General features: G+C 61.8%; 19 protein-coding genes. 10 read left to right on the forward strand and 9 right to left on the reverse strand.

The window, feature by feature from the left end; all coding sequences use genetic code 11:
• Positions 1-65: 65 nt before the first annotated feature.
• The 7 genes from ACYVKQ_RS01780 to lepA all read right to left on the reverse strand — a co-directional run bounded on the left by ACYVKQ_RS01780 (position 66) and on the right by lepA (position 7,221).
• The gene (locus ACYVKQ_RS01780) at positions 66-428 is read right to left on the reverse strand and encodes a hypothetical protein (RefSeq protein WP_460574985.1); all 363 of its coding nucleotides are present in this window, start codon (positions 426-428) and stop codon (positions 66-68) included.
• 103 nt (positions 429-531) lie between these two features.
• Entirely contained in the window at positions 532-909 is a 378-nt protein-coding gene (locus ACYVKQ_RS01785) for a hypothetical protein (protein ID WP_460574987.1), read from the reverse strand.
• Positions 910-1,232: 323 nt separating this feature from the next.
• Positions 1,233-3,173 carry an OmpA family protein gene (locus ACYVKQ_RS01790; protein WP_460574989.1) on the reverse strand — a complete coding sequence of 647 codons (1,941 nt, stop codon included), beginning with the start codon at positions 3,171-3,173 and terminating at the stop codon, positions 1,233-1,235.
• Between the two features lie 10 nt (positions 3,174-3,183).
• Positions 3,184-3,765, reverse strand: coding sequence for a 7-carboxy-7-deazaguanine synthase QueE (locus ACYVKQ_RS01795; protein WP_460575180.1), 582 nt, complete (start codon positions 3,763-3,765; stop codon positions 3,184-3,186).
• 215 nt (positions 3,766-3,980) lie between these two features.
• The gene (locus tag ACYVKQ_RS01800; protein ID WP_460574991.1) at positions 3,981-4,892 is read right to left on the reverse strand and encodes a bifunctional 5,10-methylenetetrahydrofolate dehydrogenase/5,10-methenyltetrahydrofolate cyclohydrolase; all 912 of its coding nucleotides are present in this window, start codon (positions 4,890-4,892) and stop codon (positions 3,981-3,983) included.
• 252 nt (positions 4,893-5,144) lie between these two features.
• Complete coding sequence (locus ACYVKQ_RS01805; RefSeq protein WP_460574993.1) at positions 5,145-5,372, reverse strand: hypothetical protein; 228 nt, start codon at positions 5,370-5,372, stop codon at positions 5,145-5,147.
• A 61-nt stretch (positions 5,373-5,433) separates the two neighbouring features.
• Complete coding sequence (gene lepA / locus ACYVKQ_RS01810; RefSeq protein ID WP_460574995.1) at positions 5,434-7,221, reverse strand: elongation factor 4; 1,788 nt, start codon at positions 7,219-7,221, stop codon at positions 5,434-5,436.
• Between the two features lie 128 nt (positions 7,222-7,349).
• Between lepA and ACYVKQ_RS01815 the strand changes: the two genes are divergently transcribed.
• Entirely contained in the window at positions 7,350-8,201 is an 852-nt protein-coding gene (locus ACYVKQ_RS01815; protein WP_460574997.1) for a hypothetical protein, read from the forward strand.
• A gap of 54 nt (positions 8,202-8,255) precedes the next feature.
• On the opposite strand, the gene ACYVKQ_RS01820 is transcribed toward ACYVKQ_RS01815, so the two are convergent.
• Positions 8,256-8,750, reverse strand: coding sequence for a hypothetical protein (locus ACYVKQ_RS01820; RefSeq protein WP_460574999.1), 495 nt, complete (start codon positions 8,748-8,750; stop codon positions 8,256-8,258).
• Positions 8,751-8,952: 202 nt separating this feature from the next.
• A complete protein-coding gene (locus ACYVKQ_RS01825) occupies positions 8,953-9,993 on the reverse strand; it encodes a prohibitin family protein (RefSeq protein ID WP_460575001.1) in 1,041 nt (346 codons plus the stop codon).
• Positions 9,994-10,578: 585 nt separating this feature from the next.
• Here ACYVKQ_RS01825 and ACYVKQ_RS01830 point away from each other — a divergent pair.
• From ACYVKQ_RS01830 to ACYVKQ_RS01870, 9 genes are all read left to right on the forward strand, one after another.
• Entirely contained in the window at positions 10,579-11,466 is an 888-nt protein-coding gene (locus tag ACYVKQ_RS01830) for a carboxypeptidase-like regulatory domain-containing protein (RefSeq protein WP_460575003.1), read from the forward strand.
• A 56-nt stretch (positions 11,467-11,522) separates the two neighbouring features.
• Positions 11,523-12,641, forward strand: coding sequence for a WD40/YVTN/BNR-like repeat-containing protein (locus tag ACYVKQ_RS01835; protein WP_460575005.1), 1,119 nt, complete (start codon positions 11,523-11,525; stop codon positions 12,639-12,641).
• 106 nt (positions 12,642-12,747) lie between these two features.
• Entirely contained in the window at positions 12,748-13,617 is an 870-nt protein-coding gene (locus tag ACYVKQ_RS01840) for a peptidase associated/transthyretin-like domain-containing protein (protein ID WP_460575007.1), read from the forward strand.
• Between the two features lie 97 nt (positions 13,618-13,714).
• Positions 13,715-14,443 (forward strand): DUF434 domain-containing protein, encoded by a 729-nt coding sequence (locus tag ACYVKQ_RS01845; RefSeq protein ID WP_460575009.1) that lies wholly within the window; start codon positions 13,715-13,717, stop codon positions 14,441-14,443.
• A 229-nt stretch (positions 14,444-14,672) separates the two neighbouring features.
• Positions 14,673-14,819 (forward strand): hypothetical protein, encoded by a 147-nt coding sequence (locus ACYVKQ_RS01850; protein ID WP_460575011.1) that lies wholly within the window; start codon positions 14,673-14,675, stop codon positions 14,817-14,819.
• Positions 14,816-15,292, forward strand: coding sequence for a T6SS immunity protein Tdi1 domain-containing protein (locus tag ACYVKQ_RS01855; protein WP_460575013.1), 477 nt, complete (start codon positions 14,816-14,818; stop codon positions 15,290-15,292). Before ACYVKQ_RS01850 ends, ACYVKQ_RS01855 begins: the two co-directional genes overlap by 4 nt.
• 100 nt (positions 15,293-15,392) lie before the next feature.
• Positions 15,393-18,875, forward strand: coding sequence for a methylmalonyl-CoA mutase family protein (locus ACYVKQ_RS01860; RefSeq protein ID WP_460575015.1), 3,483 nt, complete (start codon positions 15,393-15,395; stop codon positions 18,873-18,875).
• Between the two features lie 92 nt (positions 18,876-18,967).
• Positions 18,968-19,945 (forward strand): hypothetical protein, encoded by a 978-nt coding sequence (locus ACYVKQ_RS01865; RefSeq protein ID WP_460575017.1) that lies wholly within the window; start codon positions 18,968-18,970, stop codon positions 19,943-19,945.
• Positions 19,946-19,949: 4 nt separating this feature from the next.
• The gene (locus ACYVKQ_RS01870) at positions 19,950-20,609 is read left to right on the forward strand and encodes a hypothetical protein (protein ID WP_460575019.1); all 660 of its coding nucleotides are present in this window, start codon (positions 19,950-19,952) and stop codon (positions 20,607-20,609) included.
• The last annotated feature ends 90 nt before the right edge of the window (positions 20,610-20,699 follow it).

Here is a 20,699-nt window from a genome sequence, read left to right on the forward strand (position 1 = left end):
CCAACAAAAAAAGCCAGCCCGATGGGGCTGGCTTTTTTGCGTATTGTGAGCGGCGGGTAAGGCGTTTAGCGCGGGGTTGAGGCGTCCATGGCCGTCATGCTGGCGCGGGAGCGTTGGTATGCGGCCATCTGGCGGGGCCACAGGATGGCGGCCATGTCCCATTCGTAGTGCTCCTGCAGCTCGGCCAGTTGCTGATCCAGCGCCGCCGGGTCGTTGGCCAAGCGGGATTTCAGATCCTGCGTGGCGGCCAGCAGGTGCAGGTTGAGCCGGCGCACCTTCACGAACTGGGCTTCGTTGAGGGGCACTTTATGGGCGAGCTGCTGGGTGAGCTTGGTGGCGCGCTCGTTCAGGTCTGGCTCCTGGCCGGCCGCGGCCGGCTGGGCCAGCGTTAGCAGCAGGGCGGCCGACAGGTAGAATAGTTTGTTCATGGCGGTGGAATGTAGATTAGAGTGGTACAAAGCTCGACGGGACCTGCCCGCCGCAAGCGCGACGTCCCTGCCGTGTGAGCTCGGCAGGGACGTCGACTGGGGACTAACGGGCGCCGGGCAGGCCCAGGGCCGTCATGCTGGCTTGGCTTTGCTTGTAAGCGAGCAGTTGCGTGGGGCGCAGCATCATGGCCAGCTCGGTGTGGTAGCTCACCTGCGCTTCGGCCATGCGGATGTCCCGGATTTCAGGGTCGGCGGCGAAGCGCACTTTGAGGTCTTCCATGGTGCTGAGCATGCGCAGATTCAGCTGCTTCAGGCGCAGGTATTGGCCTTCGTCGAGCTGCATCTTGCCGGTCATGGCGCGGGTCAGCGCGGTTGCCCGGTTGTTCAGGCCGGCGGGGCTGTCACTATCGGGGTCCGTGGCCGCGTGGGCGACGCTGTGGAATCCGATGGCGAGGCCAGCCAGAAGGAGGAGCATTTTCATGGGACGGGAGTGTGGAGGTTGGACAATGAATGGAAAGGGTTTAGTGGTGACAAAGAGCGGAGCCCCGTATCCAAAGCCCGGAAAAGGCGCTGGGAACTGCTTGGGGTTCGAACCAAATGTGAGGAAAGGAAAATGAAACTCCAAAAAGAAATTTTGTAACTATTCTATTTACAAGCTTTCATTAAAGACACACTAAACACTGATTATCAAACCAATAATTAACTATCAACCAAGCACTGATATAGCACAAAAAAAAGCCCGGCGGGCTGCCAAGCTCACGCTGACAGCCCGCCGGACAGGCATTTCTGGCCCTGAAAGAGCGGCTATAGGATCCGGAACTCGATGCGGCGGTTCTGCTGCCGGTGCTCGTCCGAATCATTGCTGACCAGCGGCTTCGATTCGCCGTAGCCCCGGAAGCGCAGGCGCTCGGCTTTCACACCGTGTTCCACCAGGTAGCTGTACACCGATTTGGCGCGGTTCTTCGACAGCACCATGTTGTCGTCGTCGGTGCCGACGTCGTCGGTGTGGCCCGAAATTTCCACCTGCACGTCCGGATACTGGCTCATGAACTTGATCAGCCGGTTCAGTTCCGTGCGGGAATTGGGTTTCAGGGCGTATTCCTTGGTGTCGAAGAAGAGGTTGTTGAGCACAATGGCGCGGCCGGCGCGCACGGGCTCCAGGTAGATATCAAGCGTAAGCGGGTCGAAGCTGCGCTTGTCCGAATAGTCGAAATTTAGGCTCTTCATCAGGTACTTATCCGCCACCGCGTACATGCCGTACTGGTGCCCTTCGTTGAGCACCACGGTGTAGTCGCCGCTTTCCGGGTCGCTCATCACGGCCTGCACCAGCTCGTCGGTTTTCAGGTCGTACAGCTGCACATCGGCTTGAATGGGTTTCTTGGTCACCGCATCGTACACGCGGCCCTGGGCGTAGGTGCTTTGCTCCCGCGAGCGGATCTGGGCCGGCACCTCGAAGCTGAACAACTCCACGGGCCGGTCCCGCTCCGCCACGGCGGCCTCGGCCGGACGGGTGCGCGAGCAGAACCCCCGGCGGTTGTCGGAGGAAATAAACAACGAGGCTTCGTTCTCGAAGGTATTGAGCGGGTAGCCTAGGTTTTCCGACACCGACCACTTGCCCGCAGTCTGGGTGCTGCGGTACACGTCGAGTCCGCCCATGCCAATCATGCCATCCGAGACGTAGTACAGCGTGGTGCCGCTGGCGTGGATGAACGGGGCCATGTCCTTGCCCGCTGTATTGACCGGCGCCCCCAGGTTACGGGCTAAGGACCAGACGCCGTCTTCCTGCAGAGTGGTCACGTAAATGTCTTCCAGCCCCTGCCCGCCGCGGCGGTCCGAGGTGAAGTAGAGCGTACGGCCGTCGGCTGAGAGCGTGGGCTGCGAGTCCCAGGCCACGGAGTTGACGTTGCGGCCCAGGTTGCGCGGCTTGCTCCAAGAGTTGCCGGTGCGCCGCGAGATGTACAGGTCGCAGTTGCCGACGGCCCCGGGCCGGTCGCAGGAGGCAAAGACCAGCGTCTTGCCGTCGCCGGAGATGGTGCCGGCGCCTTCGTTGAACTGCGAGTTGATGGCCGAGGAAATCAGCGCCGGCTCGCCAAAAGAACCGTCCTTCTCCATGCGGCTCACCACGATGTCCTCGTCGGATTCGCCCGTCTTGCGGGCTGTGTACACCAAAAAGCGGTTGTCGGCCGTGACGGCCGGGAAGTACTGGAAGCGAAAGGTGTTGAGCGGCGCCCCGAGTCGCTCCGGCGCCTTGCCCACCGGGCTCTGGATGGACTTCAGGGCAAATTCACAGTTCTGTACCTGCTGCTGGGCCCGCGGAATGTAGCGTTGCCCCTTGGGGGCCACTTTCAGGAATTTGCGAAAAGCCTCCAGCGCCGGCTGGTAGTCGCCGAAGCTCATGGCCAACTCCCCCAGGGTGAAGTAATCGTTCATCCGACCGGGGTCAAAGGGCATCTTCTCAACGCCTTGCCGGTAGGCTTCGTAAGCCGGGCGCATCTCGCCCATGGCCTTGTGTAGCTTGCCCTTCAGCAGAAAAGGCTCCCCCAGGGAAGGAAATTTCTGGTTGAGTTGGTTGAGCGTTTCAATGGCTTTACCAAACTCCCGGTCTTTCTCCTGCTGCTGCGCTTTCTCCCAGAGGTTTTTGGCCTTGGTATTCGTAATCGGGACCTTCGCTTGTGCGGCGGCCGGCTGCAGGGGCAGCAGGCAGCCGGCAGCTACGACCAACAAGGGCAGCAACACGCGGCGCATAAAGGGGCGGCTAGGGGATGTCGAGGTACTTATGCGTCTGCAGGGACACCTGCCAGCGCGGGTGCTGCTTGACGTAATCGATGATGAGCGGCGTGACCACGGCGGCTTTGCCCCATTCGGGCTGCAGGAACAGCCGGCAGTCGGGGCCCACCAGGGCGGCGTGTTCTTCCGCCCAGGCAAAGTCGCTCTTGTGGAAGACCACCACTTTCAGCTCGTGGGCGTGGGCCAGCACCTCAGGCAGCGGGGCCTTGAATTTCTTGGGCGAAACGCAGATCCAGTCCCACTCGCCGCTGAGCGGGTGCGCGCCGGAGGTTTCCATCCAGGTTTGCATACCGGCTGCGTGCAGGGCCTGCGTGAGCGGGCCCAGGTCGTGCATGAGCGGCTCGCCCCCGGTAATGACCACGTGGCGGCCCGGGTGGGCGCTGGCCTGCCCGACCAGGTCGGCGATTTCCTGACGCGGGTGCGCGTCGGCGTCCCAGGACTCTTTCACGTCGCACCAGTGGCAGCCCACGTCACAGCCACCGAGGCGGATGAAATACGCGGCCCGGCCGGCATTGGCGCCTTCGCCCTGGATGGTGTAAAACTGTTCCATCACCGGCAGCGCGGCGGGGGCAGTGGGCAAACTGGCAGACGACAGGGTAGGCAGCGGGTAAAGCAAAACGGAGGCGTAGGGCACAAACAAAGCGCGGGCCGCTCGGCAAACGAAGGTCCCGTATCCGGGGTTTCCCTCACCACCTAACGGCCCGACCTTAAAAATAGCATACCCCGGCGGCATTCCCAATTCTGGGGAAGCTTTTCCGGCCTTTTTTAGCGCGGGTACACCTCGCCCTTGGCGGCCCGCAGTGTGTTCTGCAGCAACATGGCAATGGTCATCGGGCCCACCCCGCCCGGCACCGGCGTGATGTACGAGCACAGAGGCGCCACGCTGGCAAAGTCCACGTCGCCCTTCAGCGCCCACCCCGACTTCTTGGTGACATCTTCCACGCGGGTGGTGCCCACGTCGATAACCACCGCCCCGGGCTTCACCATGTCGGCCGTCACGAAGCCGGGCCGGCCCAGCGCCGCCACCAGAATATCGGCCGTGCGGGTGATGCTGGGCAGATCCTGGGTACGCGAATGGCATAAAGTAACGGTGCAGTTGCCGGGCTCCAAGTTCTTAGCCAACAGAATGCTAACCGGCGTTCCTACGATATTGGAACGGCCGATTACCACGCAGTGCTTGCCGTCGGTCACCAGTTCGTAGCGGCGCAGCAACTCCACGATGCCCGAGGGCGTGGCGGGCAGCAGCGCGGGCAGCCCGGCTACCATGCGGCCGATGTTCATGGGGTGAAAGCCGTCCACGTCTTTCTCCGGCTTGATGGCTTCGATGACCTTGTTCGGGTCGATGTGCTTGGGCAACGGCAGCTGCACGATGAAGCCGTCGATTTCCGGGTCGTTGTTCAAATCCTCTACCTGCCGGAGCAGCTCGGCCTCCGTGATGTCGTCCTCGAAGCGGATGAGCGTGGAGCCGAAGCCCGCCGCCTCGCAGGCCAGCACCTTGTTGCGCACGTAGGTCTCGGAGCCGCCGTCGTGGCCGACCAGCACGGCCGCTAGGTGCGGCACTTTCTGGCCCTGGGCTTTGAGCTTGGCTACTTCGGCAGCAATTTCCTGCTTGATGTTCTCGGCGGTCTGCTTGCCGTCGATGAGGCGGTAGGTCGTGGCGTCGGGAGCAGTGGTCATGGTATGTTGAGAAGTTGGTGTTTCAGCTACAAGCCGCTGGCGCTGGATGCGCCGCTGCGTCGTCGGGGGGTGCCCTCCCGGCTGGGAAGTCGGCTTCCTCCTTTGCACCGGGTTCGAAATGGTTCGCAGCGGCGCCCTCAGCCCACCAGCCACCCTCGTCACGGCTGCGCCCGGGCCGGCTGGGGCAGGGCTTTGACGTTCAGAAGTGGCTGCGGTGTCATGGAAACGTCAGGAACGTTAGCAGTCCGGGGGTTACTGCGGGTTGGCGGCAATACTAGCTTCCGCGTTGCGGGCAATGGCCTCACGGCCGGCCTTTAGGATGGCCTGCTCCATAACGGGCCAATCGTCGCGCCAGCGGAAGCGTAACTCCTGCCCGCGGCGGATTTTTTCGAGTTGGGCCTCACTCGTGCAGTTCTTGGTCAGCAGCGTGTTGTTCATGATGTTGGCGTTAATCACACAGCGCTTTTGCAAGAATTGCATGAAGTGAAAGGAAAGCAAGCCACAAAAAAAACGCGCCGCTGAGGCGGCGCGTTTTTCAGGGTTAATCAATTTTCAAAACGGCGAGGAAAGCTTCCTGGGGAATTTCGACGGAGCCCACCTGGCGCATCCGCTTTTTGCCTTCTTTTTGCTTTTCGAGCAGCTTGCGCTTACGCGAAATATCGCCGCCGTAGCACTTGGCAATTACGTTTTTACGCAGGGCCTTCACGGTTTCGCGGGCCACGATTTTCTGGCCGATGGCGGCCTGAATGGCAATTTCGAACATCTGGCGCGGCAGCAGCTCCTTGAGCTTTTCGCAGAGGCGCTTGCCCCAGTCGTAGCTCTTGGAACGGTGCACGATAGCGGAGAGGGCGTCCACCTTCTCGCCGTTGAGCATCACGTCCAGCTTCACCATGTCGGACTGGCGGAAGCCAATCAGCTCGTAGTCCAGCGACGCGTAGCCGCGCGAAATGGTCTTGAGCTTGTCGAAGAAGTCGAACACGATTTCCGACAGCGGCAACTCAAACGCCAGTTCCACCCGCTCGGACGTCAGGTAGCTTTGGCCCTTGATGATGCCGCGCTTCTCCATGCACAGGGTAATGATCGGCCCGACGAACTCCGAGGCCGTGATGATCTGCGCCTTGATGTAGGGCTCCTCGATGTGCTTGATCAGGTTCGGCTCGGGCATTTCGCTCGGGGCCGACACCATTTTCAGCTCGTCGCGGTTCGAAATGACCTTGAACTGCACCGAGGGCACGGTGGTAATCACGGTCATGTTGAACTCGCGCTCCAGGCGCTCCTGCACGATTTCCATGTGCAGCATGCCCAGGAAGCCGCAGCGGAAGCCGAAGCCCAGAGCCGCCGAGGTTTCGGGCTCCCACACCAGGGAGGCGTCGTTGAGCTGCAGCTTCTCCATGGAGGAGCGCAGCTCTTCGTACTCGGTGGTATCCACCGGGTAGATGCCCGCAAATACCATCGGTTTCACGTCCTCGAAGCCCACGATGGCCTCCTTGGTGGGACGCGCCACGTGGGTAATGGTGTCGCCGACCTTTACTTCGCGGGCTTCTTTGATGCCCGAAATCAGGTAGCCAACGTCGCCGGCCGAAACCACGTCACGGGCCTCCTGGTTGAGCTTGAGCACCCCGATTTCGTCGGCGCCGTATTCCTTGCCCGTGGCCATGAAGCGCAGCTTGTCGCCTTTGCGCATGGTGCCGTTCTTGATGCGGAACAGCACTTCGATGCCGCGGTAGGAATTGAACACCGAGTCGAAGATCAGCGCCTGCAGCGGGGCCTCCGGGTCGCCGGTGGGCGCGGGCACGCGCTCCACGATGGCGTTCAGGATGTTTTCGATGCCGATGCCGGCCTTGCCCGAGGCGTGGATGATGTCCTCGTGCTTGCAGCCGATCAAATCCACGATTTCGTCCGAGACTTCCTCGGGCATGGCGTGGGGCAGGTCAATCTTGTTGAGCACCGGGATGATTTCCAGATCGGCCCCGATGGCCAGGTACAGGTTGCTGATGGTCTGGGCTTCGATGCCCTGCGAGGCGTCCACGATCAGCAGCGCGCCTTCGCAGGCGGCGATGGAGCGCGACACTTCGTAGCTGAAGTCGACGTGACCGGGGGTATCAATGAGGTTGAGCGTGTACATTTCCCCCTTGTAGGGAAACTGCATCTGGATGGCGTGGCTCTTGATGGTGATGCCCCGCTCCCGCTCCAAATCCATGTTGTCGAGCAATTGGGCCTGCATCTCGCGCTTCGATACCGTGCTGGTAAATTCCAGCAGGCGGTCGGCCAGCGTGCTTTTGCCGTGGTCGATGTGGGCGATGATGCAGAAGTTGCGAATGTTCTTCACTCGGCTGAATTAAGGCTGTATGCAGCCACGAAGGTAGCGGATTGGGGCCGCAAAAACTATCCGCAGGCCCGATATACCCCTTGGCGGTAACCGGCCAACCCGCTTACTTTAGCGCTAGTTCCCCCGCCATGTCCATTACCGATACCCCACCCGCCGCGGCCGCCACCGATGCTCGGCACAAGGCCCTTATTGCCGGCGCCAACGCCACCATCCTCTACCTGCTGGCTTACCTGACGGCCGACACGGCTTACCGCCTGGCCACCGTGGCTACGGCCGTGCAGTTTGGTATTCCGGGCGTCTGGCGGCTGGGCCGGGTGCAGTTTCGCATGGCCGATACGGCCTGGTGGCGCTCGGCGGTGGTGGCCGTGTACAGCGCCGGACCGGTGCTGTGCCTGCTGCTGGCCGTGGGCGCCTGGCTGTGGTTCTGGCAGCGGGCCCGGTTTCAGCGCGGGCTGCTGAAGCAGTACCTGATGTGGCTGGTGCTGCACGGCCTGAACCTCTTCTTTGGCGCCCTGGTGGCCGATACGTTTACGCAGTCGGGCTTTTGGTTTGTGCCGAGTTGGCTGTTTCTGGCCGGCAACGCGCCCAACGTGGCCGTGGCCGCCCTGTTCGGGCTGCTGCTGGCGGTGCTGGGCTACCTGGCGGCGCCGCTGTTTCTGCAAAGCCACGACTCACGCACGCTCATGCGCTACCGGCAGCGCCCGCGCCTGCTGCTCACCACACTGCTGGTCCCCTGGCTGCTGGGCTCCGGGCTGCTGGCCGCGGCCAAGTACCCCGAGCTGACGGCCAACGAATGGCTGCACTTCGTCACCCTGCTGCTGGCGCTGGGGCCGCTGGCGCTGGCCAGCGCCAATGAGCTGTTTGAATTCACCGTGCCGGTGCCTCAAAAAACCCGCGTCGCCTGGGGGCTGGCGCTGGCGCTGGTGGTGGTGGTGGTAGTCGCCCGGGTGGTGCTGGGACGAGGAGTGACTTTTGGCTGAGTCGCCGCGTCTGCAGCGGCGCTGCAGCCGACGGGAGCGGCCGACACCAGGAACCTACGGCACCACCGGCATAGGCTGGGGCGCCCACTCGGGCAGCAGCAGACGCAGCGGCGACTCAGCCGGTGCCCACGGCGTGGTGGCCCAATACAGGTGCACCACAGCCGCCGCGGTGCCCGGCTCGTACACCCGGGCTTCGTACTGCACGGGCCGGCCGCGGTAGTGACCGTAGCCCGTCGCAGTGGTGACAGCAGTGCCCACGGCGCTGAACTTCGCCGGGCCAGCGGGCCGCAGGTCGGTGTGGTACAACAGCCGGTGCACGGCACGGGCCGGGGCGGGCGCTGGGCGGTGCAGCCAGTAGCCCACCACCAGCCGAGCCGCGTGTTGCGGGTGGCTGTAGGTGGTCAGGCGCACGGTGTCGGGCACCACGCGGTAGTGCTCCGTCCAGCCGCTCGGGGCCCGGAACTTAAGCTGCCGGACCCGCCCGAGCACAGGGTCGTGGGCGGCAGGAGCGGCCAGCAGGCAGGCCGCGAGCACAAAAAGCAAGTTCATGGCGCATGCAGTTACAAGGGAGTGGTCATCAAGAGGCTTGTATCTATTGGGGAAAGCCGGCTGGGCTTCGGCCCGGCAGGACCGCGCTGTACCGGGGGTACCGCGGGCCGGAGGATGGCGGTGCTCCGGCCGGGCCCGGATCTGGGGCCGGCCCCGGCGGAGCCGCCGTCGGCCTGGGTGCTGCGCCCCCGGCCGGACGTGCTTACTGGGCCAGCGTGTTGAGAATGGGCGCGTCGCCTGAAATAATGGTTTTGGTGTTCTGCGACTTCGACAGCTCCCGGAACGCCTCGATGCCCTTGTAGCGCAGCACTTCCTTGGTTAGGCCCTGGCTGATGAGGCGGTTGGTGGTGCGCACGGCTTCGGCTTCGATGCGCATGGCATCGGCTTGTCCCTGAGCACGCAGCACAGCCGCCTGCCGCTCGCCCTCGGCCCGCACGATGGCAATGCGCTGCTGGCCTTCGGCTTCGATGACGCGGCGTTCGGCGTCCTTGGTTTCGCGCTGCTTCAGAAACTCCATGCGCTGCGCATCCTGTTCGGCCTCCAGCTTATCCTCAATGGCCTTGGCCAGGCCAGCCGGCAGCGCGATACTTTTCAGCAGCACGTTCTCAATCACGAACCCTCGCTTGGCCAGTACCTCGGCCATCTGGTCGCGGATGGCCCGCTCAATGGCCGCGCGCTCGGCGCTGTGCATGTCCTTGGCGTAATAGCGGGCCCCCACGTCGGCGGCGGCGGAGCGGAACACGGGCAGGATCAGCACATCGGCGTACTGCATACCCACGTTTTCCAGCACGTTGGGCAGTTCCGTGCCCTGCACCCGGTAGAGAATTGAAATTTCCGAGCCCACCGTGAGGCCTTCCTTAGAAGGCAGATTGGAGCGGATTTCCAGGTTTTGGGTAGTGGTAGGCACCTTGATGATAGTGCTGGTAAAGGGGTTAAAAACCTTAGGCCCGGCGAGGATAACTTCGCGGTCGATCTGACCCAGGCGGCGCCGGACGCCTACTTCGCCCTGTCGCACGACCGTGCAGCTGCTCAGCAGACCGGCCAGCAGGGGCACCAGCAGCAACGGCAAACGTCCCGACAGCAGGGCCGGCAGCGACAGCCGCTGCAGCCGCGTGCGAATCAGGTAGCGCCGCTGAGCCCGGGCGTGGTGGCGGGCGGCCTGGGCACTCAGGGGCAGCAGCGGCTGGGCGGCCTGCAGCCCGCGGCGCGTAAAGAGGGCGCGGAGCAACAACAACAGTTTCATGGGTGAAAAAAGGAGTTTGGGTGAGAGTTGCGCGTACCGCCTCGCGCTGGGCACCAAGAGAACCTGTATGCTGAAAGTCGAGCCGCGTGAAAGTTTATATATCTTTCTTGGTAGTATTACTATCACAAACTAAAGCAATACTATTATGTTCCGGTTTTGTAGATTTTTTTCGCTGCCCGCGAAGCTTTGCATGAACGAGCTGATCAGGCGGCTGTGCGCGTGCGAAGGCCGGTGCGGCCATGCGGCCCCGGGCATTTGCCCGCGCCCTCGTCAGCTTGCCCGGCCGCCAAGATTCGTGGCCGGGCGCGGCTGCCACGCCCCGCTGCTGGCGGGTACCCGTGGAGCTTTCCCACCGACCCGGTGAAGTGCCAAGCCGCTGGTGGCCAAGGCGCGTGGCCTACCGGATTGTCTCGCCCACGCAGCAGCTAACCACCTACGGGCAGGTACCAGCAGGCAGCCAAGCAAGGCTGACCGCCCCGCGCACGGTGGCCCCACCAATATTTTCGGAGCATTTTTGCCGCGGCCCATACAACCTCTCAGGTCCCGGCCTGCTCCTGGCCTAAACTGCTGCCCACCGTTATGTTTATGTACGTCCGTTTTCCGTTTTTCCTGCTCCTGGGTTTACTGGGCTGTTTGAGCGCGCAGGCGCAGCTGCTCACCGGCCGCGTGGTGGCGCCCCCCACCAGCCTGCCCGTCGCTTACGCCACGGTGGGCGTGAAGGGGCGCCCTCTGGGCTCGACTACCGACGACGCGGGCCGTTTCGCCTTTGCCGTGCCCGCGGCGCTGCCCGCCACCGATTCGGTTATCATTTCTTGCGTCGGGTTTCAGTCGCGGCGCCTCACGGTGGGCCAGCTGCGCCAACCCGACGCCGTGTGGACGCTGCAGCCCGGCGTGCAGGCCTTGCAGGAGGTGCAGGTGCGGCACGGCCGCCTCACGCCCGCCATCCTCGGCCGGCAAGCCCTAGGCGGCAGCGCCCACTGGACCACGGCCATCCGCGACAATTCCCCGGCGGCAGCCGGCCTGAACGCCGGCCGCGACGAGCGGGGCTGGGAAGTGAGCACGCTGCTGCCGGTGCGCAAAAGCTGCTACCTCGACGCGTTCCACGTGTACATCGAGCAGAACGGGTTCGACCCGATTCGGCTGCGCTTCACGCTCTACGCCGTGGAGAACGGCAAGCCCCGGCGGCAGCTGCTCACCGACGACATTCAGTTTACCATTCCGCGGGAGCAAACCGGCTGGACCAGCGTGGACCTGAGCCAATACAACATTCAGCTGCCCAAGGGCCAGACCGTGGCCGCCGGCATTCAGTGGCTGCAGGGCACCAAGCTTCCGACTTCCGCCAAAGCCTTCGGGGGGCCCGGGGCCTTCCCCTCGCCCACCCACCGCGTGGCCGTGCGCAACAAAAGCGAGGATGAGTGGAAGGTGCTGCCCGTCAACGTGAGCATGTACCTGGCCGTGCAGCAGTACGAATAAGCCGCCGGCCGACGGGGCTTTTCCGGCGAAGGCCGGGGCGTGCTTATTTTGCCGGCATGGTACGTTTCCGCCGCGCGGCGCGGCTCATTGCGTCAACGGGCCTGCTTGGGGCGCTCGGCCTGGCCGCCTGCTCGGGCCCCACGGCTTCCTGGCAGCTGATTTCCCCCTTGGGCCTGCCCATCAAAAACCACCAGGCCGGGGCCCTGCTCTTCCTCGACGACAGCACCGGCGTGCTGCTGGGCAGCGCCTGGAGCGAGGCAGCTGAGCTAACCCAAACCATAGCCGACGAGCAGGTATCGACCATCTTCCGCACCACCGATCGCGGGCTGACGTGGCGGATGCGGGCCCTGAGCAAAGGCCGAGGCTTTGTGCTGGGCACCCGCGTCGGGCGCGCGGCCTACGCCGTGGAGCTGCGGCCGCGCTCCGCCAGTAGCCCCCGGGATACGTCGCGGGTGCTGCGCTCTACTAACGGCGGCGAAACCTGGCAGCCGCTGGGCCGGGTGCCCGGCCGCATCTTCACCCTCAGCTTTGCCGATACCGTGCACGGCTTCGCGCTGACCACTACTCCCCAAGCCGGCGGCGCGGCCACATACTACACCACCGACGGCGGGCGGCACTGGCTGCCGGCGCAGCTGGAGCTGCCGGCTGCGACCCGGACCGGCGTAGCCGCCCCCGATGGCTCGGCCTGGCTGCTGCTTGCGCCGCCGCACCCGAACCCCGACGCGGCGGCTACCTCGCTGGCCCGCGTCGACTGGCGCACGGGCCGCGTGACGACCGAAACCATTCCGGGCGGCCGCGTAACGGCGCCTCCGCAGCTCGACGCGGCCGGCAACCTGTGGCTGGCCGCCGCGGCCGCCGACGGCAGTGCGCTGGTGCTGCGCCGCGATGCGCGCAGCGGCCGGTGCGCCGTGGTTCATCGCTTCGCGCCAGGCCGCGGGGAGCACCTGCGCCCGATAGCCCTGCACCAGGCCGGCAGCAGCTTATCCGTACTGCTGACCGCCGACGCGCCCCTGAACCAAACCCGTTTTTACCACAGCCCCGATGCGGGCCGCACCTGGCGCGCCGAAGCGCTGCCATCGGGGGCAGTGGGCGGCCCCGTGGCCTTTTTCGGCCCGGAACACGTTTGGCTTGCGGGGCCGGGGCCGCAGCTGCGGGTACGCGCACCCCGTTTCTGAGCGCGTTCCAGCGGCCGAATCGGTACTTTTGCGCCGTTGTTGCCGGGAGCTTTTCCAATCCGCCGGGCCGTATTCTTCGTTTTGGGTCCGTTCGTTCCCGCTTCTTATGCTTCCCCTGCTTCGCCGGCTCCTGTGCGGTTTTCTTCTGAGTGCCCCGCCCCTGCTCGCGGCGGCCCAAACCGCCGTGCCGCCCCTGGAAGGGCAAGTGCTGAATGCCCGCACCGGGCAGCCCGTCCCCTTCGCCACGCTGGGCGTGCCGCGCCGGGGCCTGGGCACCGTGGCCGATGAGCAGGGCCGCTACGTGCTGCGCCTGCCCGCCGGCCCGGCCGACACGCTCATCATCACCAGCGTGGGGTTTTCGCGCGAGGTGGTGCTGCCCGCCGCGCTGGCCGCCGGGCAGCGCGTGTTCAAGCTGCAGCCCCAGGAGCAGGCGCTAGCCGCCGTGGCCGTCACGCACCGCCCCGTGCACCCGGCCCGGCTGGGCCGCAATCAGGAGAAGGGCGACGTGCGCTGGATGGCCGGCTCCTCGGGCAAAACGACGGTCGACGACGAGTGGGGCTGGGAGTTGGGCACGGTGCTCACGCCCAAGCGCGCCGCCCTGCTGGAGGAGTTTCACGTCTTTCTCCACGACAACACCTACGACCACCTGCGCTTCCGCCTGAACCTGTACGCCCTGGAAAACGGCCGCCCCGGCCGGGCGCTGCTCTCCCAGGACGTGCAGCTGACTACCGGCCGCTGGCAGAAAGGCTGGCTGACCGTGGACCTGCGCCCCTACCACCTCACGCTGGAGGCCCAGCCGGTGGTGGCCACCATTCAGTGGCTGCAAAGCGAGAAGACGCGGCCCGAAAACAAGTACTTCTCCATCCCCGTCAAGCGCCACCCCAAACAGACGATGGTGGAGCGCGAAAACAGCCAGGCCCTGTGGACCATTCACGCCATGCAGCCCAGCCTGTACTTCGACCTGCTGATGGAGTAGCGGAGCCGCGCCCCGGGCCTGGGGCCCCACTCACGGCTCGGTAGGAAGTCTGACGCTGCCGGGTGCAACTTGCCCCGCCACTGCCCGTTGCCTGCCTATGCGCCCTGCCGACACCCGCCACCGCGGCCCCCACCCCGCCGATACCGAGTTGTTTGCGCCCCGCTGGCTGCCCGAGCTGCGCCGCGCCACGGCCGAAATATCCTGGCTGCTGACGCGCGGCTACCCGCCCGGCGGTACCCTCAAGCTCGTTGGCGACCGGTACGCCCTCACCGAGCGGCAGCGCTGGGCCGTGGGCCGCGCCGCCTGCACCGACGAGCAGTACCACGGACGCCGCGCCAAGCAGCTGCCCACCGCCGACCTCGGCGGCCGGCCCGTCGCCATCGACGGCTTCAACCTGCTCATTACCCTCGAAACGGCCCTGAGCGGCGGCGTGGTGCTGCGCGGCCGCGACACGGCCCTGCGCGACCTGTCGAGCATCCACGGCACCTACCGCGCCGTGCAGGAAACCGACCGCGCCATCCGCCTCGCCGCCGCGGCCTTGCGCCCCCTGAACCCCGGCCCCATCCGCTGGCTGCTCGATCAGCCCGTATCCAACAGCGGCCGCCTCGCCGCCCGCCTGCGCGACCTGGGCCCCGAACTCAGCCTGTCCTGGACGGCCGAAGTGGTGATGAACCCCGACACGGTGCTGGCCGCTACCCCGGAGGTGGTCGTCACGTCCGACTCGGAGGTGCTGGACCGCGCAGGCTGCTGGCTCAACCTCGCTGCCCTGGCCCTGGAGGCCGAGCCGCCGTGCTGGCTGCTGGAGCTAGGGACAAGTGCGGCCTGAAAGCATCTAGTGGCTTAGCTCCGCTGTCGAGCCTAATGCCACCAGCTGCAAAGTCCATGTCTCGTTCGTTGGAGTTCACGTCAACCCGCATAAGGTTCATGACGCCTTCGTTGAAGTTCATGTCACCTCGCGCAAGGTTCATGTCAGCTCCGTTGAAGTCCATGTCATCACCATTGAACCTCATGTCACGTTTGTTGAAGCCAATGACACCTTCGTTGAAGTTCATGTCATGCTCGTCGAAGTTCATGCCGCCTTCTTCGAGGTTCATGTCACCGCCGTTGAAGCTTATGAGGCCTTCTTCGAGGTTCTTGTCAGCTCTATTCCAGTTCTTGCCACTTCCGTTCATGCGTTGCCACGGTCTACCATTGATTCATGACCTCTCCTAGCCCTCATCTTATTAAAAGTGTCAGCGCCGACAACGCGAATGAGCTGCTCAAAGCTTGGCTATGGCTTGTAGACAAAGGGATTACAGTGCTGTTCGCTTCGCTTTTTGGCGACTTGTTTCTACGCTACCCCGACCAATCCGTCAAGTGGCTGGATACCGGTACCGGCGACCTTACCCAGCTAGCCGCTAATACCGAAGAATTTTATTCAGTTCTGCAGTACCCCGAAAATCATGATTACTGGTTGCTGCCTGATTTGGTGCAAGACGCGGCGCAGGCTGGCTTAATACTCGGCCCAGCCGAAGTGTACAGCTTTACACTGTTACCGCTGCTTGGAGGTGAATACAAGCCCAATAATTTGTATCCCACCGAGCTCCAAACTCATCTGGACCTGACCGGAACGCTCCACGAACAGTTAAGTGGGCTTCCTGATGGCACTGAGGTAAAATTCAAAGTGGCCGACTGAGCTGCTTTTCTTGCCTAACACCCGTTAGCCCCGCGTGTCACCCCCACCGGGGCTTTTTCGTACTTTAGCCGCCCATTTCCCACTCGTTCGGAACCCTACCATGCACCCAGCTCCCGTAGCTCCCTATAAACCCCAGAACCACGTCCGCATCGTTACGGCAGCGGCGCTGTTCGATGGCCACGACGCGGCCATCAACATCATGCGCCGCATCATCCAGGCCAGCGGGGCCGAGGTCATTCACCTTGGCCACAACCGCTCGGTGCAGGAAATCGTGGACTGCGCCATTCAGGAAGACGCCCAGGCCATTGCCATTACCAGCTACCAGGGCGGCCACAACGAGTTTTTCAAGTACATGCACGACCTGCTGCAGGAGCGCGGCGCGGGTCACATCAAAATCTTCGGCGGCGGCGGCGGCGTCATCCTGCCCGCCGAAATCGAGGAGCTGCAGGGCTACGGCATCACCCGCATCTACAGCCCCGACGACGGCCGCGCCATGGGCCTGCAGGGCATGATCAACGACCTGCTCGAAAAAGCCGACTTCCCCACGGGCCAGAACCTGAACGGCGAAGCCGGCCACGTCAAGGAAAAAGACGCCCGCTCCCTGGGCCGCCTGATTTCGGCCGCGGAGAACTTTCCCGACGAGTTCGAGCGGGTGAAAGGCCAACTCGTCGCCGATTTCCAGAAGGCCGAGTTCGGCAGCGACCAGCGCCTCAACGCCGCTTCGTCCTCGCCCAAGAAAGCGCCGATTCTCGGTATCACCGGCACCGGCGGCGCTGGCAAGTCGAGCCTGGTGGACGAGCTGGTGCGCCGCTTCCTGCTCGACTTCCCCGACAAGACCATTGCCATCATCTCGGTGGACCCGAGCAAGCGCAAGACCGGCGGCGCCCTCCTGGGGGACCGGATCCGGATGAATGCCATCAACAACCCGCGCGTGTACATGCGCAGCCTGGCCACCCGCCAGAGCAACCTCGCCCTGAGCAAGTACGTGCAGGACGCGGTGGACGTGGTGCGCGCCGCCGACTTCGACCTGATCATTCTCGAAACCTCCGGCATCGGGCAGAGCGACACCGAAATCATCGAGCACTCCGACGCCAGCCTCTACGTGATGACGCCCGAGTACGGGGCGGCCACGCAGCTGGAGAAAATCGACATGCTCGATTTCGCCGACGTCATTGCCCTGAACAAGTTCGACAAGCGCGGCGCCCAGGACGCCCTGCGCGACGTGCGCAAGCAGTTCCAGCGCAACCACCAACTCTGGGATACCAAGGCCGACGAGTTGCCCGTATACGGCACCATCGCCTCCCAATTCAACGACCCGGGCATGAACCGCCTGTACCGGGCCGTGCTCAGCACCATCGAGCGGAAGACGGGCGCCACGTTCCTCTCCCACCTCGAAACCAGCAACGACGCGAGCGAGAAAGTCTACATCATTCCGCCGCACCGCACCCGTTACCTCTCCGAAATCACCGAAACGATCCGTCAATATGACCAGTGGGTGGAAAAACAAGCCGGAGTTGCTCAGCAACTCTACGGACTCCAGCAAAGCCTCGAAGCCGTCCGCAGCCTCGGAGCCGGCCAGCCTGGATCAGCTCACGGAGCCGGGGGGAGCAGCAGCGACGGACCCCAACCAGTCGAACTCGCAACCGGCCTGGAGAAAGCCTTCCAGGAAATTAAACTACGGCTGGACGGGCAAAACTGGAAACTCCTGGAGACCTGGCCGCAAAAGGTAGCCGCCTACAAAGCCCCGGAGTTCGTCTTTAAGGTGCGCGACAAGGAAATCCGCATCAAGACGCACTCCGAAACCCTCTCCCACCTGCAAGTGCCCAAGGTGGCCACCCCGCGCTACTCGGCCTGGGGCGACCTGCTGAAGTGGATGCTGCAGGAAAACGTGCCCGGCGAGTTTCCCTACACCGCCGGCGTGTTCCCCTTCAAGCGCGAGGGCGAAGACCCCACCCGCATGTTTGCGGGCGAAGGCGGCCCGGAGCGCACCAACCGCCGCTTCCACTACGTGTCGGCCGGCCTGCCCGCCAAGCGCCTGAGCACGGCGTTTGACTCGGTCACGCTCTACGGCGAAGACCCCGACCACCGCCCCGACATCTACGGCAAAATCGGCAACGCCGGGGTGAGCATCTGCTGCCTCGACGACGCCAAGAAGCTTTACTCCGGCTTCAACCTCGCCGACCCGGTCACCTCCGTGTCGATGACCATCAACGGCCCCGCCGCCACCCTGGCCGCCTTCTTCATGAACGCGGCCATCGACCAGCAGTGCGAGCTGTACATCCAGGAGCACGGACTGGAAGCCGAAATCGACGCCAAGATTGACGCCATCTATAAGGAGCGCGGCCAGGAGCGCCCGCGCTACCAGGGCGCCCTGCCCGAGGGCAACGACGGCTTGGGCCTCATGCTGCTGGGCGTGACCGGCGACCAGGTGCTGCCGGCCGAGGTGTACGGGCCCATCAAGGCGCGCACGCTCAGCCAGGTGCGCGGCACCGTGCAGGCCGACATCCTGAAGGAAGACCAGGCCCAGAACACCTGCATCTTCAGCACCGAGTTTGCCCTGCGCCTCATGGGCGACGTGCAGGAGTACTTCATCAAGGAGAAGGTCCGCAACTTCTACTCCGTCTCCATCTCGGGCTACCACATTGCCGAGGCCGGGGCCAACCCCATCACCCAGCTGGCCCTCACGCTGTCGAACGGCTTTACCTTCGTGGAGTACTACGTGAGCCGGGGCATGGACGTGAACGACTTCGCGCCCAACCTCTCGTTCTTCTTCTCCAACGGCATGGACCCCGAGTACGCCGTGATGGGCCGCGTGGCGCGCCGCATCTGGGCCAAGGCCATGAAGCTGAAGTACGGGGCCAACGCCCGCTCGCAGATGCTGAAGTACCACATTCAGACCTCCGGCCGCAGCCTGCACGCCCAGGAAATCGACTTCAACGACATCCGCACCACCCTGCAGGCCCTGTACGCCATCTACGACAACTGCAACTCCCTGCACACCAACGCCTACGACGAGGCCATTACCACGCCCACCGAGGAATCGGTGCGCCGGGCCATGGCCATTCAGCTCATCATCAACCGGGAGCTGGGCCAGGCCAAAAACGAAAACCCCATCCAGGGCTCCTTCATCATCGAGGAAATGACCGACCTGGTGGAAGAGGCCGTGATGCTGGAGTTTGACCGCATCACCGAGCGCGGCGGCGTGCTGGGCGCCATGGAAACCATGTACCAGCGCGGCAAAATCCAGGAGGAAAGCCTGTACTACGAGATGCAGAAGCACACCGGCGAGCTGCCCATCATCGGGGTGAACACCTTCCTCTCCTCCAAAGGCTCGCCCACGGTGCAGCCCGCCGAGGTTATCCGCGCCACCGAGGACGAAAAGCAGTACCAAATCACCATGCTCCAGGCCCTGCACGCCCGCAACCGCGACAAGTCCGACGCCGCCCTGAAGCGCCTGCAACAAGTGGCCGTGCAAAACGGCAACCTCTTCGAGGAGCTGATGGAAACGGTGAAGTCCTGCTCCCTCGGGCAGATTACCAACGCCCTGTTCGAAGTAGGCGGGCAGTACCGGCGGAATATGTAAATAAACATTGTTACAGTTTCTCGAGAATTATAGCAATTCCTTACTTTACGCCGGATTAGGTCACCTAAGACCTGATCCGGTTTTTCTTTTATATGGACTTTTCTTTTCATCTCCAACAAGGAATGCACCTGCTTAACAAGCAAGATGCTGCATCTGTCAAAAAAGCTCTGGAACATTTCAGGCAAGCTAACCAGATGACAGAGTATGGTAACATTGCTAAGCCACAAGTGCTGTATCACCTAGCATATGGTAATCTTGTTATTGGCAACATTGAACAATCATTTAAAATAGCACATAAGGCTAAAAGGTCGATAAATCAATCCATACAAAATAGCGTATTCAGCTCCCCATCTTTAGCCAAGATGCTTGGGGAGGATAACATTGATTCACTTATTGAATATATTAGCGCTAATTTTTTTGAACACATATTTTTTATCAACAATGAAGACGATTACTTTAATGAAAATGAAATAGATTTTTCTAATATTCACAAGCTTTACCCTAACGGGGATGTCTTAGAGCAAAAATTCATTAACAAATCGAAACTAACCGACGATATAATCTTCTCGACTTTCATAGGACAGTGCCGAACAAATGATCAATTAATTTATTTTGACAAAGTTAAAGGAGACGTAGTTAGCTATATAGACGGGTATTTTTCCTCCCATTGTGGTGACCAGAGCATTGAAAACAGAAAACTAGCAGATAAAATCACAAACAACGCTCCAACTGATTTTATTGACGAACAAAGGCACATACTAATTGATAGATTATTGCTTTCGGATTTTTTATCAGAGTACGAAAGTCAGACAAGAGGCTTAATTCCTTTTGACACGTTAGCGAAAGATTTTTCTTTATTTATCATGGCCGAATTTAAGGCACAAGGCATCAAATCAACTAGTGAGTTGGCCTTTTCGCCATATATGCATGAAAAATTTCATAATTTCTTCGGCAGCAAATACAAAGAACAAGCAAACAACTTAAGAGACGTTTATACCAAAATCTTTGAAGACACTTGCAAAAGAGTCGCAGAGAATTGGATCGACAAGAACATCTTCCTTAAATCTTAGCAATATGAACCCACAGCAAGAAATGGTACTGACTCTATTCACAAAGGAAGTGATAGAGCAAGCAAAAAAATTAACCAAGTCGACCAAGCAGATAGCTCCGATTGACAAGTATGACATGCCATTCCGCTTATATAAAGTCAACGACAGAACGGTAAATCTTGAGATACTTGTACAGCGAATGTTCGGCCCTACTAGAAAAGAATCCTTTGGCCTAGTTAGAAATATGACAGAATTTTTCAAGCCAATTGGCGTATACTCTATAGAAAAAGGATTCATATTCGATAAAGTTAGTATCACCTTACCAAAAGAATTTGAAAACGTCTACAAATTATTTCTGGACCCGGCTAAAATCAGCAACAATAATGAGGTAAAGTTTTTCTCATTAGAAGAGAATGCCGTAATAGCTGGCTTTTCGATGGATGCGGTTGTAGAAGCAAGGGCTATGAGAGACACTTCGTTCAAAGTAAATGGCCTTGATGTAGATATCTATATGGCTCATGAAGGATATCCCCAACTTTTCCTTGATGATAAATATGGGCTTCGCGGTCCGGTTGCAGCTTATTTTGCTCAAGGACCAAACTCCCTTAATCCAATGGTCAATAACAAACGTGTTTTTGATGATCTTGAAGCAAGGAGTTTGCTTTCGGCTTATAAGGCCCTATAGTTTGCAACTGATGTAGTCTCTGCAGAAGCCCCAGCCGCCGCAGCGGCCAGCCGGTACCGCGCCGCTAATCATGCTGTTGGCAGATGCCCG

Source organism: Hymenobacter coalescens, assembly GCF_054783195.1.

Coding starts and splice junctions, on each gene's coding strand:
- ACYVKQ_RS01840 (WP_460575007.1), top strand. CDS start 12,748: ATGCTTCCCCTGCTTCGCCGGCTCCTGTGCGGTTTTCTTCTGAGTGCC.
- ACYVKQ_RS01805 (WP_460574993.1), bottom strand. CDS start 5,372: ATGCAATTCTTGCAAAAGCGCTGTGTGATTAACGCCAACATCATGAAC.
- ACYVKQ_RS01830 (WP_460575003.1), top strand. CDS start 10,579: ATGTACGTCCGTTTTCCGTTTTTCCTGCTCCTGGGTTTACTGGGCTGT.
- ACYVKQ_RS01820 (WP_460574999.1), bottom strand. CDS start 8,750: ATGAACTTGCTTTTTGTGCTCGCGGCCTGCCTGCTGGCCGCTCCTGCC.
- ACYVKQ_RS01845 (WP_460575009.1), top strand. CDS start 13,715: ATGCGCCCTGCCGACACCCGCCACCGCGGCCCCCACCCCGCCGATACC.
- ACYVKQ_RS01860 (WP_460575015.1), top strand. CDS start 15,393: ATGCACCCAGCTCCCGTAGCTCCCTATAAACCCCAGAACCACGTCCGC.
- ACYVKQ_RS01815 (WP_460574997.1), top strand. CDS start 7,350: ATGTCCATTACCGATACCCCACCCGCCGCGGCCGCCACCGATGCTCGG.
- ACYVKQ_RS01850 (WP_460575011.1), top strand. CDS start 14,673: ATGCTCGTCGAAGTTCATGCCGCCTTCTTCGAGGTTCATGTCACCGCC.
- ACYVKQ_RS01835 (WP_460575005.1), top strand. CDS start 11,523: ATGGTACGTTTCCGCCGCGCGGCGCGGCTCATTGCGTCAACGGGCCTG.
- ACYVKQ_RS01825 (WP_460575001.1), bottom strand. CDS start 9,993: ATGAAACTGTTGTTGTTGCTCCGCGCCCTCTTTACGCGCCGCGGGCTG.
- ACYVKQ_RS01870 (WP_460575019.1), top strand. CDS start 19,950: ATGAACCCACAGCAAGAAATGGTACTGACTCTATTCACAAAGGAAGTG.
- ACYVKQ_RS01855 (WP_460575013.1), top strand. CDS start 14,816: ATGACCTCTCCTAGCCCTCATCTTATTAAAAGTGTCAGCGCCGACAAC.
- ACYVKQ_RS01865 (WP_460575017.1), top strand. CDS start 18,968: ATGGACTTTTCTTTTCATCTCCAACAAGGAATGCACCTGCTTAACAAG.
- ACYVKQ_RS01790 (WP_460574989.1), bottom strand. CDS start 3,173: ATGCGCCGCGTGTTGCTGCCCTTGTTGGTCGTAGCTGCCGGCTGCCTG.
- ACYVKQ_RS01795 (WP_460575180.1), bottom strand. CDS start 3,765: ATGGAACAGTTTTACACCATCCAGGGCGAAGGCGCCAATGCCGGCCGG.
- ACYVKQ_RS01800 (WP_460574991.1), bottom strand. CDS start 4,892: ATGACCACTGCTCCCGACGCCACGACCTACCGCCTCATCGACGGCAAG.
- ACYVKQ_RS01785 (WP_460574987.1), bottom strand. CDS start 909: ATGAAAATGCTCCTCCTTCTGGCTGGCCTCGCCATCGGATTCCACAGC.
- ACYVKQ_RS01780 (WP_460574985.1), bottom strand. CDS start 428: ATGAACAAACTATTCTACCTGTCGGCCGCCCTGCTGCTAACGCTGGCC.